Genomic DNA, 12,582 nt, shown 5'->3' with positions numbered 1-12,582 from the left:
CAAAATGTGGGACACAGCACCAGATTGATGAAGGGCTTGGGAAGGTTCCTGCCAGATCCTTAGACACAACCTTAGCCACGTATAGATTGCAATACTAAGTCGAAGTTCTCAACAACGAAACAACCCGTCTGACGTTTGAACTACTGGCGTAGCACTTGAATTTGCATGCGCAGAATATGCCGAACTATCACTCGCAGAACACGAGACATCGGGTCAATCGACAAGTGATGTAGACCAACGTTGCGACCGTGCCACCCTCCTTACGGGCTGTACAGCGCAGAGGGGATGGGCGATGATAGGATGCCCTGCTGTCCCATAACGTACTAACGGCTAAATGGCTACCGCTGATATTGCCCCCAAAGACGCTTCTGCAATCGCTCTTCCCGGCCTAGGAAGGGCCTTAATGTCTGCGGGCAAGCTTACGCAGAAAGCAGCCGAGGAAATTTACCAAAAGTCACAAATTGGTCGGACAAGCTTTATTGCCGAACTGACGGGGTCGGGGGTGGTGTCGGCAGCCGACTTGGCACATACGGTATCTGCAGTTTTTGGAGCTCCACTACTGGATTTGGAAGCCATTGACCCTCTGCGATTACCGAAAGATTTATTGGATGCCAAGATTTGCCAAGCCTACAAAGTCGTAGTACTAAGCAAACGTAGCAACCGCTTGATTGTTGCGACGGCGGACCCAACAGACCAAGAGGCGGCAGAAAAAATCAAGTTCACCACCCAGATGGGCGTGGATTGGATTATCGCAGAATATGACAAACTGAATCGCCTAGTGGAGGCCACAACCAAGTCCGCCTCCGAGTCCATGGAAAGCCTGACCAGTGGCGATTTTGAATTTGATGAATCAGTTGCCGAAGAAACTCCCGAGGTTATAGATTCAGGAGCCAACGAGGTTGAAGATGCCCCCGTTGTTAAGTTTCTTCATAAGATGCTTTTGGATGCTTTTAATATGCGGGCATCTGATTTGCATTTTGAACCTTACGAGCATCAATACCGAGTGCGTTTTCGTATTGACGGTGAGCTGAAAGAAATTTCATCCCCTCCTATCGCAATTAAAGATAAGCTAGCTTCACGCATCAAGGTCATATCCAGAATGGATATTTCAGAAAAGCGAGTCCCTCAAGATGGACGAATGAAGCTCAAGGTAGGCCCAGATCGGGTTATTGACTTTCGGGTGAGTACGCTGCCTACTTTGTTTGGCGAAAAAATTGTAATTCGTATTCTTGACCCCAGCAGTGCAAAGCTTGGCATTGATGCTTTGGGGTATGAACCCGAAGAGAAAGAGCGACTATTACACGCGATTGGTCGACCATATGGCATGATTCTTGTCACGGGACCTACAGGCTCAGGTAAAACCGTATCTTTGTATACCTGCCTGAATCTATTAAACAAGCCAAGTGTAAATATTGCTACCGCGGAAGATCCTTCTGAAATCAATCTACCCGGTGTTAACCAAGTTAATGTCAACGAAAAGGCTGGACTTACGTTTGCCGTCGCACTGAAATCATTTTTACGCCAAGATCCCGACATCATCATGGTGGGGGAAATTCGAGATTTGGAGACAGCTGATATTTCCATCAAAGCGGCACAAACGGGTCACTTGGTGCTATCCACACTCCACACCAATGATGCCCCAACTACACTGACACGCATGCGGAATATGGGCATCGCCCCGTTCAATATTGCATCCAGTGTGATTCTTATCACTGCTCAGCGTTTGGCAAGACGCCTATGTCCAGCCTGTAAAGCCCCAGCAGATGTTCCTCACGAGACACTCGTGGAAGCGGGATACCGCGAAGAAGATTTAGACGGATCCTGGGTAACCTACAGAGCTGTCGGATGCCCCGCATGCAACAACGGCTACAAAGGGCGCGTGGGGATCTACCAAGTCATGCCAATTTCAGAGGAAATTCAGCGCATTATTCTGCGTGATGGCAGCGCACTCGAAATAGCAGAACAAGCGCGGAACGAAGGAGTACGCTCCTTGAGAGAGTCCGGTTTACACAAAGCTCGGCTTGGGCTCACTTCCCTCGAAGAAGTGCTTGCCGTGACTAACGAATAATAAAATTCAGACACACAGGGAAAAATCTATGGCCACGGCAGCATCGAGAGACATCAAGGAATTTGTCTTTGAATGGGAGGGAAAAGATCGTGCAGGTAAAGTGGTGCGCGGAGAAATCCGGGCTGTAGGCGAAAATCAAGTCCAAGCGACACTTCGCCGTCAAGGAGTTTTCCCTACAAAAATAAAGAAGCGACGCACCCGCTCGGGGAAAAAGATCAAGCCTAAAGACATAGCGCTTTTTACTCGACAACTGGCAACAATGATGAAAGCTGGAGTTCCATTGCTTCAGTCTTTTGACATCGTTGGCCGAGGCAATACAAACGCAAGCGTTACAAAGCTTCTTAATGACATTCGCTCGGATGTTGAAACGGGAACATCTTTGAACGCAGCGTTTCGCAAGCACCCCATGTATTTTGATAGTCTCTACTGCAATCTAGTAGAGGCAGGAGAGGCAGCAGGTATTTTAGAAGCATTACTTGATCGCCTAGCCACCTACATGGAAAAAACGGAGGCGATTAAGTCTAAAATCAAATCGGCTCTAATGTATCCTGCATCAGTCATCATTGTTGCTTTTGTAGTTGTAACAGTGATTATGATATTTGTTATTCCAGCATTCAAAGAGGTATTTACCTCTTTTGGAGCCGACCTACCCGCACCAACACTTTTCGTGATGGGAATCAGCGAAGTTTTCGTGAAATGGTGGTGGCTCATTTTTTCAATAATTGGCGGCGGATTTTATTTTTTCTTTCAAGCATGGAAAAGAAATGAAAAGATGCAGAAATTCATGGATCGATTTTTATTAAAAATGCCCATTTTTGGGGCACTGATCGATAAATCTTGTGTTGCACGATGGACACGTACATTGGCAACCATGTTTGCAGCAGGCGTTCCACTGGTTGAAGCACTAGATTCGGTAGGAGGCGCATCAGGCAACTCTGTCTATGCAACAGCGACAGAAAAAATTCAGCAGGAAGTATCTACAGGCACCAGCCTCACCGTAGCTATGGACAACGCGAAGATATTTCCGTCGATGGTCATTCAAATGTGTGCTATCGGTGAAGAGTCCGGATCCATTGATCACATGCTGGGGAAGGCTGCTGATTTTTACGAAGCGGAAGTTGACGAGATGGTTGCAGGCCTCTCCAGCCTGATGGAACCCATCATTATTGTTTTTCTCGGCTCTTTGATTGGCGGAATCGTAGTCTCCATGTACCTCCCCATTTTCAAATTGGGTCAGGTGGTTTAATGGATTTCGCTGTGTTGCCAGCCGCTGGGTTGGCAGGTTTGCTGGGATTGCTCGTTGGTAGTTTTTTGAATGTGGTGATTTACCGATTGCCCAAGATGATGGAACGTCAATGGGCGGCGGAAATTACCGCTTATCAGGCAGAAAAAGAGAACAGCCCATCAAGAACAGAAGAGCCGCCCCCCGCGGAAGCGTCCTTCAATCTCATGGTTCCTCGGTCAGCGTGTCCGGCATGCGGGCACCAGGTTGCTTGGTACGAAAACATCCCTGTCGTCAGTTACCTGTTTCTGCGCGGTAAGTGTTCAGGTTGCGCGACGCGGATCAGTGCGCGGTATCCGCTGGTGGAACTTTTGACCGGGGCACTTTTCTTTTTTTGCGTGCATCGCTGGGGTCCCACCCCCACAGGATTGGCTTGGTGTGGTTTTTCAGCGGTTTTGATTGCGCTTGCTTTCATTGATTGGGACACCACGTTGCTGCCTGATGATTTGACCTTGCCACTCTTGTGGGCGGGTCTGCTGGCTGCCGCGTTGCAGTGGATTCAGGTGCCGTTGTTCTCGTCCGTGATGGGGGCTGCGGCTGGCTACCTGTCCTTGTGGCTTGTCTATTGGGGCTTCAAGTTGGCCACGGGCAAGGAGGGGATGGGGTACGGCGACTTCAAACTGTTTGCCGCTTTGGGCGCCTGGTTTGGCTGGGAGGCCTTGGTCCCGATCATCCTGATGTCCTCCGTGATTGGGGCGATTGTCGGTATTGGGCTCAAAGTTTTCAGCAGCTTGCGCGAGGGGGGCTACATTCCTTTCGGACCGTTCCTGGTAGGTGCTGGGCTGACCGCAATGATCGCCAGCCCCAAGACGATGCTGGATATGGTGTTGCGGACGTTTGGGCTGTAAATGCGCGGGCGCGCCTCAAGAATTGGCCTTACTGGGGGCATCGGCAGCGGCAAGTCCACTTTTGGAGCGTTGCTCCAGAAGCGCGGAGCAGCCCTCGTGGATTCCGATCAAATCGCCAGACAAGTCACCGGGCCCGGGGGCGCAGCCATCGCCGCGATTGTTCAGCGCTTTGGACCTGAGTTCGTGGACGATACGGGGGCGCTTGACCGAGGGCGGATGCGAGAGTTGGCGTACTCGAAACCTGATGCACGAACAGCGTTGGAAGCCATCGTTCACCCCCTGGTGTCCTTGCACAGCAGCCAGCAAGCACAGGCGGCAGAAGATGCGGGAACGCGGGTCATTGTGTTTGACGTCCCGTTGCTGGTGGAGTCTGGCCGTTGGGTGCAGCGGCTGGATGCGGTGATCGTGATCGATTGTCCGCCTGCTGTGCAGATTCAGCGCGTGATGAGCCGAAGTGGTCTGAACCGGAGCACTGTCGAGGCGATTTTGGCTGCCCAATCTCCCCGCAACATTCGGCGCGCATCGGCCGATATCGTGGTTCACAATGGTGATAATTGCACGCTGGCCGATCTTCACAAGATGGCGGAACAAGTAGCCACCCGGTTGGGGCTATGATGTTCCTCAATGCATAAAAGCACCTGCCGGTTGGCGTTTTCAAGCCTTCGGCGCCAGGCCCAACCCACTGCGCCCAGGAACCTGCCAGCGTGATCCTTTACGAATACCCTTTCAACGAACGACTCAGGACATACCTCCGCCTGGAGCAATTGTTCCGGCGGCTTGGAGAGTTGATTCCCAGGGCCCATCCCCTGGACCACCATTACGCGTTGGTCACCATGTTTGAAATCATGGATGTGGCGGCCAGAGCCGATCTGAAATCGGATGTTCTCAAGGACATCGAAAAGCACAAGCATCAGCTGGACGGCTACCGTGGCAATCCATCCATTTCCGAGGCGGCTCTGGATGCGGTGATTGCGCAGCTGGACCGTTGTTTTGCTGCGCTGAACAGCCAATCAGGCAAGGCTGGCCATGCGCTCACCGAAAACGACTGGCTGATGAGCATTCGCAGCCGCGTAGGCATTCCCGGCGGTACTTGCGGGTTTGACCTGCCTGCGTACTACGCTTGGCAACACAAGGATGCCGCTTACCGGCAAGAGGCTCTTCAAGGCTGGGCATCGACGCTGGCCCCACTGGCCGAGTCTATCTATGTGCTGCTCAAACTCTTGCGCGACTCTGGCGTGCCACAAAAAGTGGCGGCCGAACGGGGTCAGTTCCAGCAAAACCTGCCGGCTGGCCGCACGTTTCAACTGCTGCGGCTGCGCATTGATCCCTATTGCGGACTGATCCCTGAAATCAGCGGCAACCGCCTGATTGTCTCCGTGCGCCTGATGAAGCAAGAGGCGGATGGGCGGCTGCACGCTTGCACCGACGACGCTGCGTTTGAACTGACGCTGTGCGCTTGATTCCAGGCTTTCCGCCGCGCAAGCTTCTTGAAGAATTCCAACATGGCATCCAGCAACACCCCTAGCGAACCATCAGGCCAAGGAGCGGCCCGCACCGTGGTGTGCCCGACCTGCGGTGGAGACAGCGTTTACAGCCCTGCCAACCGCTACCGGCCGTTTTGCAGTGAGCGCTGCAAGCAAATCGATTTGGGTGCCTGGGCCAGTGAAGACTTTCGCATGCCCGCAGAAGCGCCTCCGGCAGACGCTCAGTACGGCGACCCGCGCCTGGAGCATTGACACATAAAATGTGGTGCTAGCGCTTATCTAGCAAGCGCCAGCAGCTACAAAATCAGGAGCAAATCAAGCAAGCTGCTCCTGCTCCAGCCAATCAAGAACTGGATAGGCCCCTGGCAGCACAGGCTCGACCGTCAAAGGGAAGGTCTGCCAGGCCATGGATTGGCCCTCACGCATTTCAAACTGACCAGTCCATTCCCGAACCTTGCACCAGTGCAAGCGCACCAGGGCATGCGGGTAATCATGCTCGGTTACCTTCCAGACGCTGGCCGCAGCAATGGTGATGCCCAGCTCCTCTTCCAGTTCACGGCGCAGCGCCTGCTCTACGGTCTCACCCGCTTCCAGTTTGCCTCCCGGAAATTCCCAGTACCCTGCGTACGGCTTGCCCGGTGGGCGGGTGGATAGCAGCATGGCGCCATCTTCACGCAACAGGATGCCGACGGCGACCTCGGTGTGCTTGCGGGGTTCAGCCATGGCAGAGCCCTCCACGTGGGAAGTGCCCCTTAACGCAACCAAGCCTCATAGCCGCCCCGCGTAGTCGCGTGCGAACTGGTAGGCCACGCGCCCGCTGCGCGAGCCGCGCTCCAGCGCCCACACCAGGGCCTCGGGTCGTGCCGCTTCAATCGCCGATGCGGGCACACCAAGGGATGCAAGCCACTGGGCCACGATGGTCAGGTACTCATCCTGGCTGAAGGGGTAGAAGCTCACCCACAGTCCAAAGCGTTCCGACAGCGAAATCTTCTCTTCCACCACCTCACCCGGATGCACTTCACCATCGTCCGTGTGCGTGTAGGTGCGGTTTTCCGACATGTATTCGGGCAAAAGGTGGCGCCGGTTGCTGGTGGCATAGATCAGCACGTTGGGGGTGGCGGCAGCCACCGAACCGTCCAGAATGGACTTGAGTGCCTTGTAGCCCGGCTCGCCATCTTCAAAGCTCAGGTCATCGCAGAAGATGATGAACTTCTCAGGACGGTCGGAGACAACATCGACGATATCCGGCAGGTCCGTCAAATCGGCCTTGTCCACTTCAATCAGGCGCAGGCCCTGGCCCGCGTAGGCATTCAGGCACGCCTTGATAAGGGACGACTTGCCTGTGCCGCGCGCGCCCGTCAGCAGCACATTGTTGGCGGTTTTGCCTTGCACAAACTGCAGGGTGTTGCGCTCGATCTTTTCCTTCTGGCCATCGATTTCTTTCAGATCAGCCAACTGCATGGACGCCACATGGCGCACAGGTTCCAGCGTGCCGTGGCCGCTGCTGCGCTTGCGGTAGCGCCAGGCAATGGCCTGCGACCAATCGGGCGCACCCAAGGGCTGGGGCAGCACCGATTCGATGCGGGCGATGAGCTGCTCAGCCCGCTCCATCAAGCGTTCAAATTTTTCATTCATTTTGGCATCCAGCGCTTTACCATCAAGCGCAAGCAGCTATAAATTTAATAGCAAATCAAGACCGGTAGTCGGCGTTGATCGTCACGTAGTCGTGGCTGAAGTCGCAGGTCCACACGGTGTCCGATGCATCACCACGGCCCAGCACCACGCGCACGGTGATCTCGCTTTGCTTCATCACACGCTGGCCATCCTCCTCGCGGTAGGCAGGATTGCGCCCACCGCTCACGGCCACATGCACATCGTCCAGGTACAGATCGATACGGGTCTGGTCCAGATCGGCAATGCCGGCATAGCCCACCGCAGCCAGAATGCGGCCCAGGTTTGGGTCGCTGGCGTAGAAGGCTGTCTTCACCAGGGGCGAGTGGGCGATGGCATAGGCCACCTGGCGGCACTCTTCACCGTTCTTGCCGCCTTCCACGCGCACAGTGATGAACTTGGTCGCCCCCTCGCCGTCGCGGACGATGGCCTGGGCCAGCTTTTGCGCCACATCCAGCATGGCAGCCAGCAGGGCCTGCCCTTCGGCGCTGTTCAGCGAAGTGATGGGTGCGTGGGCTGCCTTGTTGGTGGCTACCACCACGAAAGAATCGTTGGTAGAGGTGTCGCCATCGATCGTCACGCGGTTGAAAGAACGGTCTGCCAGATGGCGTGCCAGTCGCTGCACAACCGATGCATCCACGCAAGCATCCGTTGCCAAAAAGCCGAGCATCGTCGCCATGTTGGGGCGGATCATGCCTGCGCCCTTGCTGATGCCTGTGATGGACACGGTGGCACCACCGACCTGGGCCTGGGCGCTGAACGCCTTGGGCAGGGTGTCCGTGGTCATGATGCCTTCGGCCGCACGCGCCCAGTGGTCAGCCTGCGCATCAGCCAACGCGGCGGGCAGACCGGCTTCGATACGCTCAGTGGGCAAGGATTCCATGATCACGCCGGTGGAGAAAGGCAACACCTGCTCGGGCGCCACGTTCAGCAAGCCCGCCAGGGCCTGGCAGGTAGAGCGCGCACGCGCCAAGCCATCCGCCCCCGTGCCGGCGTTGGCGTTGCCAGTGTTGATGACCATGGCGCGCACGCCTTTGCCTGCGGCCAGATGCTCGCGGCTCACTTGCACCGGCGCTGCGCAAAAGCGGTTTTGCGTGAAGACGCCAGCCACGCTGGCCCCTTCGTCCAGCAAAAACACCGTGAGGTCCTTGCGATTAGCCTTGCGGACGCCCGCTTCGGTCACGCCAATACGAACACCCGCGATGGGATGCAGGTCAGCCGCCACAGGGGCCAGAAGATTTACAGGCATAGAGTGCTCTTTCAAGAAAACTGCGAACGATTATGCGCAAAGACGAGGGTACAAATGAAAACACGGGCCGCAGCCCGTGTTGAAAACTAAGCAGCTATCAGGCCAGCTTGCCGTGGCACTGCTTGTATTTTTTGCCACTGCCGCAAGGGCAGGGATCATTGCGCCCCACGCGCATGCCTTCAAAGGCCGCGGCATCGATACCGCTACCGGCATCGCCGGAAGTGGTTTCGGCCTCGCCAGTCTCGGTGGGTGCGGTGTAGGTCATGTTGGTGATGTGCTCAGCACGGGCCTCCAGCTGCTGGGCCGCCTCGTCCAGCTGGGCAGAGGACTGCACTTGCACCGTCATCAAGATCTTGGTGACTTCGTTCTTCACTTGATCGATCAGCTGGCGGAACAGCTCAAACGCCTCGCGCTTGTATTCCTGCTTGGGCTGCTTCTGGGCATAGCCACGCAGATGGATGCCCTGGCGCAGATAGTCCAGTGCGCTCAGGTGGTCACGCCAGTTGGAGTCAAAGCTTTGCAGCAGCACTGCACGCTCGAACTGCGTGAAGTTCTCACGCCCCACTTGTGCCACCTTGGCTTCAAAAGCAGCATGCGCCAGCTTGACAACATGCTCCAGAATTTCCTCGTCGGTGATGGACTCTGACTGACTCACCCACGCTTGCAGCTGCACGGAAACCTGCCATTCGTCGTTGAGGATTTTCTCCAGCGAAGCCAAGTCCCACTGCTCTTCCACAGACTCAGCGGGCACATACTGGCGCACCAGATCTGTCATGCAGTCCTCGCGCATCGCGGCAATCACGTCCGTCAAATCCGACGAATCGAGGATGTCGTTGCGCTGCTGGTAGATCACCTTGCGCTGGTCATTGGCTACGTCGTCGTATTCCAGCAGCTGCTTGCGGATGTCGAAGTTGCGGGCCTCGACCTTGCGCTGGGCAGATTCAATGCTGCGCGTCACGATGCCCGCTTCGATGGCTTCGCCATCGGGCATCTTCAGGCGGTCCATGATGGCCTTGACGCGGTCGCCCGCGAAAATGCGCATCAGCGAGTCATCCAGGCTCAGGTAGAAACGTGAAGAGCCTGGGTCGCCCTGGCGGCCGGAACGGCCACGCAACTGGTTGTCGATACGGCGAGACTCATGGCGCTCCGTCGCAATGATGCGCAGACCGCCCAGTGCCTTGACCTTTTCGTGGTCAGCCTTCCACTGTTCGCGCAGCGCTGCCACCTTGGCGGCACGCTCGGATTCGGACAGGGACTCGTCGGCTTCGATGGCTGCCACATCCTTCTCGATGTTGCCACCCAGCACGATGTCGGTACCACGCCCAGCCATGTTGGTGGCAATGGTGATCATGCCCTCGCGACCCGCCTGGGCCACGATATCGGCCTCGCGCGCGTGCTGCTTGGCATTGAGCACCTGGTGCGGCAGGCCCTCCTTGTTCAGCAGCTGGTCGATGATTTCGGAGTTCTCGATCGACGTGGTGCCCACCAGCACGGGCTGGCCGCGCTCGTGGCACTCGCGAATATCCTTGATCGCGGCTTCATACTTCTCGCGCGTGGTCTTGTAGACGCGGTCGAGCTGGTCGTCTCGCTTGCTGGGCCGGTTGGGTGGGATGACCACGGTTTCGAGGCCGTAGATTTCCTGGAACTCATACGCTTCGGTATCGGCCGTGCCCGTCATGCCAGCCAGCTTGTTGTACAAGCGGAAGTAGTTCTGGAATGTGATAGAAGCCAGGGTCTGGTTTTCAGCCTGGATGTTCACACCTTCCTTGGCCTCTACTGCCTGGTGCAAGCCATCGCTCCAGCGACGGCCCGACATGAGGCGGCCGGTGAATTCGTCCACGATCACGATTTCGCCGTTCTGCACAACGTAGTGCTGATCGCGGTGATAAAGGTGGTGGGCACGCAGGGCTGCGTACAGGTGGTGCATCAAAGTGATGTTGGCCGGGTCGTAAACCGAAGCACCCTCGGCGATCAGGCCATGGCTGGCCAGAATACGCTCTGCAGACTCGTGCCCTTGCTCGGTCAGGAAGACTTGGTGCGCCTTCTCATCAACGGTGAAGTCTCCGGGCTTGATGACTCCTTCGCCCGTGCGCGGATCGGCTTCCCCTTCCTGGCGCACCAGCAGCGGAACCACCTTGTTCATGGCAATGTAAATTGCCGTGTGGTCTTCTGCCTGACCACTGATGATCAGTGGAGTGCGTGCCTCGTCGATCAGGATGGAGTCCACCTCGTCCACGATGGCGTAATTCAGCCCTTGCTGCACACGGTCACGGGCTTCGTAGACCATGTTGTCACGCAGGTAATCGAAGCCGTATTCGTTGTTGGTGCCGTAGGTGATGTCAGCGCGATACGCGGCTTGCTTTTCCTCGCGCGGCATGTTGGGCAGGTTGATACCCACCGTCAAACCCAGGAAGTTATAGAGGCGACCCATCCACTGGGCATCGCGATTGGCAAGATAGTCATTCACGGTGACTACGTGCACGCCCTTGCCAGACAGCGCATTGAGGTACACCGGCAGCGTTGCGGTCAGGGTTTTGCCCTCACCCGTGCGCATTTCCGAAATCTTTCCATGGTGCAGTGCCATGCCCCCGAGCATCTGCACATCGAAGTGGCGCATTTTCATGATGCGCTTGGAACCCTCACGCACCACAGCAAAGGCTTCGGGGAGGATCGAATCAAGAGACTCGCCCTTGGCTACGCGATCCTTGAACTCCTGGGTTTTGGCGCGCAACGCGTCGTCCGAAAGCTTCTCATATTCGGGCTCCATGCTGTTGATGCGAGCAACCACTTTGCGGTATTGCTTGAGAAGCCGGTCATTTCGGCTGCCGAAAATTTTGGTGAGGAAATTGGTTGCCATGCGAACAGGTCCGCTCGACACGCTTCAACAACGCTGTCGAACGACCGAAATCCCTAATAAGAATTGAATGCAGGTGGGCTCTTTGCGTGCAAATGCAAGCATTCCGCGGAGAACCCAGGACGGTGGATTTTACCTGCCTACAGGAGGCGCGTTTTGCTGGGCTACCAGGGGGGTTCTGGAGATCGCCGCGACGGTATCTGCAGCCTTGCCAGAACCTGCATTGAAGAATTTTTGAGGATCCTGAAATACCCCTTGAACGAGCACTTCAAAATGCAGGTGGGGTCCCGTAGAACGCCCGGTGCTACCCACCTCTGCGATCTTCTGCCCACGCTTGACCAGATCACCCTGCTTTACCAGAGTGCGGGACGCATGGGCATAGCGTGTCACCAACTGGTTGCCATGATCTAACTCGATCATGTTCCCATAAGCCGGGTGAAACTCTTGAGCAATCACCACCCCACCAGCAGCTGCCAGGATGGGGGTACCAGTATCCGCCTGAAAATCAAGCCCTGTATGCAGCGCCGACTGGCCGGTGAATGGATCCAGCCGCCACCCAAACGCAGACCCGGCCGTGCGCCCTGTCACCGGGGCATGCGTGGGTACCATTTTCTTGCGGATGTGCTGATCAAATAAACGGGACTCAGCTACCGTCATCCAGTCAGATCGCTGGCCAGCCACCCTCTCCAGATCATCCAGGGTGGCTTGCAGCTCTTCGAGCGACAAATTCCGCGCCCCGACCAGCGCACCGCCGCGGCCATCGGCCTTGGGAACCTCTGATGCGGGCAAGCCTGCCAAGCCCATGACGCGCTCGCCCAGGGATTCCAGCTGAACCATACGGGCCTGCATCTCGCCCACGCGCCTGGCCATGGCATCAAGGTTGGCGCGCATGAACTTGTCGCGCTCATCGAACTCGTCTTTGGCAACCAGTTTGACCAGCGCGCCAAACACGGGCCAACCCTCCCGCGCCCCCTTCACAAAAACCCAGTGATAGAGCGACGCAGCAACCAGCAAGAATCCGAGCGCGAGCATGCAACCCACCAGAGCCAGCCGAGCACCCGACAGGTGCAAGGAGCGGGTGCGGGCTCCGCGAGCGTCCGTGATAATCAAATGCACAACAACATCT

General features: G+C 56.4%; 11 protein-coding genes. 6 read left to right on the top strand and 5 right to left on the bottom strand.

Going from position 1 to position 12,582, the window contains the following annotated elements; translation table 11 throughout:
• Positions 1-334 precede the first annotated feature (334 nt).
• The 6 genes from pilB (at position 335) to AADJ04_RS15375 (ending at position 5,934) form a co-directional block, all read left to right on the top strand.
• Entirely contained in the window at positions 335-2,068 is a 1,734-nt protein-coding gene (gene pilB / locus AADJ04_RS15400) for a type IV-A pilus assembly ATPase PilB (protein ID WP_341240144.1), read from the top strand.
• Positions 2,069-2,096: 28 nt separating this feature from the next.
• The gene (locus AADJ04_RS15395) at positions 2,097-3,314 is read left to right on the top strand and encodes a type II secretion system F family protein (protein WP_066783615.1); all 1,218 of its coding nucleotides are present in this window, start codon (positions 2,097-2,099) and stop codon (positions 3,312-3,314) included.
• A complete protein-coding gene (locus AADJ04_RS15390) occupies positions 3,314-4,198 on the top strand; it encodes a prepilin peptidase (protein WP_341240143.1) in 885 nt (294 codons plus the stop codon). The genes AADJ04_RS15395 and AADJ04_RS15390 overlap by 1 nt, the downstream gene beginning before the upstream one ends.
• Complete coding sequence (gene coaE, locus AADJ04_RS15385) at positions 4,199-4,813, top strand: dephospho-CoA kinase (RefSeq protein ID WP_341240142.1); 615 nt, start codon at positions 4,199-4,201, stop codon at positions 4,811-4,813.
• An 89-nt stretch (positions 4,814-4,902) separates the two neighbouring features.
• Positions 4,903-5,658 (top strand): cell division protein ZapD, encoded by a 756-nt coding sequence (zapD, locus tag AADJ04_RS15380; protein WP_066783621.1) that lies wholly within the window; start codon positions 4,903-4,905, stop codon positions 5,656-5,658.
• 42 nt (positions 5,659-5,700) lie between these two features.
• The gene (locus AADJ04_RS15375; protein ID WP_341240141.1) at positions 5,701-5,934 is read left to right on the top strand and encodes a DNA gyrase inhibitor YacG; all 234 of its coding nucleotides are present in this window, start codon (positions 5,701-5,703) and stop codon (positions 5,932-5,934) included.
• A gap of 63 nt (positions 5,935-5,997) precedes the next feature.
• Here AADJ04_RS15375 and mutT read toward each other — a convergent pair whose 3' ends face one another.
• The 5 genes from mutT to AADJ04_RS15350 all read right to left on the bottom strand — a co-directional run bounded on the left by mutT (position 5,998) and on the right by AADJ04_RS15350 (position 12,572).
• A complete protein-coding gene (gene mutT / locus AADJ04_RS15370) occupies positions 5,998-6,405 on the bottom strand; it encodes an 8-oxo-dGTP diphosphatase MutT (protein ID WP_341240140.1) in 408 nt (135 codons plus the stop codon).
• A 45-nt stretch (positions 6,406-6,450) separates the two neighbouring features.
• Positions 6,451-7,317: an ATP-binding protein gene (locus AADJ04_RS15365; RefSeq protein WP_341240139.1), complete on the bottom strand. Its 867-nt coding sequence runs from the start codon at positions 7,315-7,317 to the stop codon at positions 6,451-6,453.
• A 55-nt stretch (positions 7,318-7,372) separates the two neighbouring features.
• Positions 7,373-8,602, bottom strand: a complete 1,230-nt coding sequence (argJ, locus tag AADJ04_RS15360; RefSeq protein ID WP_341240138.1) for a bifunctional glutamate N-acetyltransferase/amino-acid acetyltransferase ArgJ — start codon at positions 8,600-8,602, stop codon at positions 7,373-7,375.
• A 97-nt stretch (positions 8,603-8,699) separates the two neighbouring features.
• Positions 8,700-11,459 carry a preprotein translocase subunit SecA gene (gene secA, locus AADJ04_RS15355; RefSeq protein ID WP_341240137.1) on the bottom strand — a complete coding sequence of 920 codons (2,760 nt, stop codon included), beginning with the start codon at positions 11,457-11,459 and terminating at the stop codon, positions 8,700-8,702.
• A 129-nt stretch (positions 11,460-11,588) separates the two neighbouring features.
• Positions 11,589-12,572, bottom strand: coding sequence for a M23 family metallopeptidase (locus tag AADJ04_RS15350; protein ID WP_341240145.1), 984 nt, complete (start codon positions 12,570-12,572; stop codon positions 11,589-11,591).
• Between the last annotated feature and the right edge of the window lie 10 nt (positions 12,573-12,582).

Origin of the sequence: uncultured Acidovorax sp. (assembly GCF_964021665.1) — a bacterium.
Taxonomy (GTDB): Bacteria; Pseudomonadota; Gammaproteobacteria; order Burkholderiales; family Burkholderiaceae_C; genus Acidovorax; species Acidovorax temperans.
The sequence above is the reverse complement of the archived record's forward strand: the minus strand, read 5'-3'. Positions and strand labels throughout refer to the sequence as shown.

Coding starts and splice junctions, on each gene's coding strand:
- pilB (WP_341240144.1), top strand. CDS start 335: ATGGCTACCGCTGATATTGCCCCCAAAGACGCTTCTGCAATCGCTCTT.
- argJ (WP_341240138.1), bottom strand. CDS start 8,602: ATGCCTGTAAATCTTCTGGCCCCTGTGGCGGCTGACCTGCATCCCATC.
- AADJ04_RS15395 (WP_066783615.1), top strand. CDS start 2,097: ATGGCCACGGCAGCATCGAGAGACATCAAGGAATTTGTCTTTGAATGG.
- AADJ04_RS15390 (WP_341240143.1), top strand. CDS start 3,314: ATGGATTTCGCTGTGTTGCCAGCCGCTGGGTTGGCAGGTTTGCTGGGA.
- AADJ04_RS15365 (WP_341240139.1), bottom strand. CDS start 7,317: ATGAATGAAAAATTTGAACGCTTGATGGAGCGGGCTGAGCAGCTCATC.
- mutT (WP_341240140.1), bottom strand. CDS start 6,405: ATGGCTGAACCCCGCAAGCACACCGAGGTCGCCGTCGGCATCCTGTTG.
- AADJ04_RS15375 (WP_341240141.1), top strand. CDS start 5,701: ATGGCATCCAGCAACACCCCTAGCGAACCATCAGGCCAAGGAGCGGCC.
- coaE (WP_341240142.1), top strand. CDS start 4,199: ATGCGCGGGCGCGCCTCAAGAATTGGCCTTACTGGGGGCATCGGCAGC.
- secA (WP_341240137.1), bottom strand. CDS start 11,459: ATGGCAACCAATTTCCTCACCAAAATTTTCGGCAGCCGAAATGACCGG.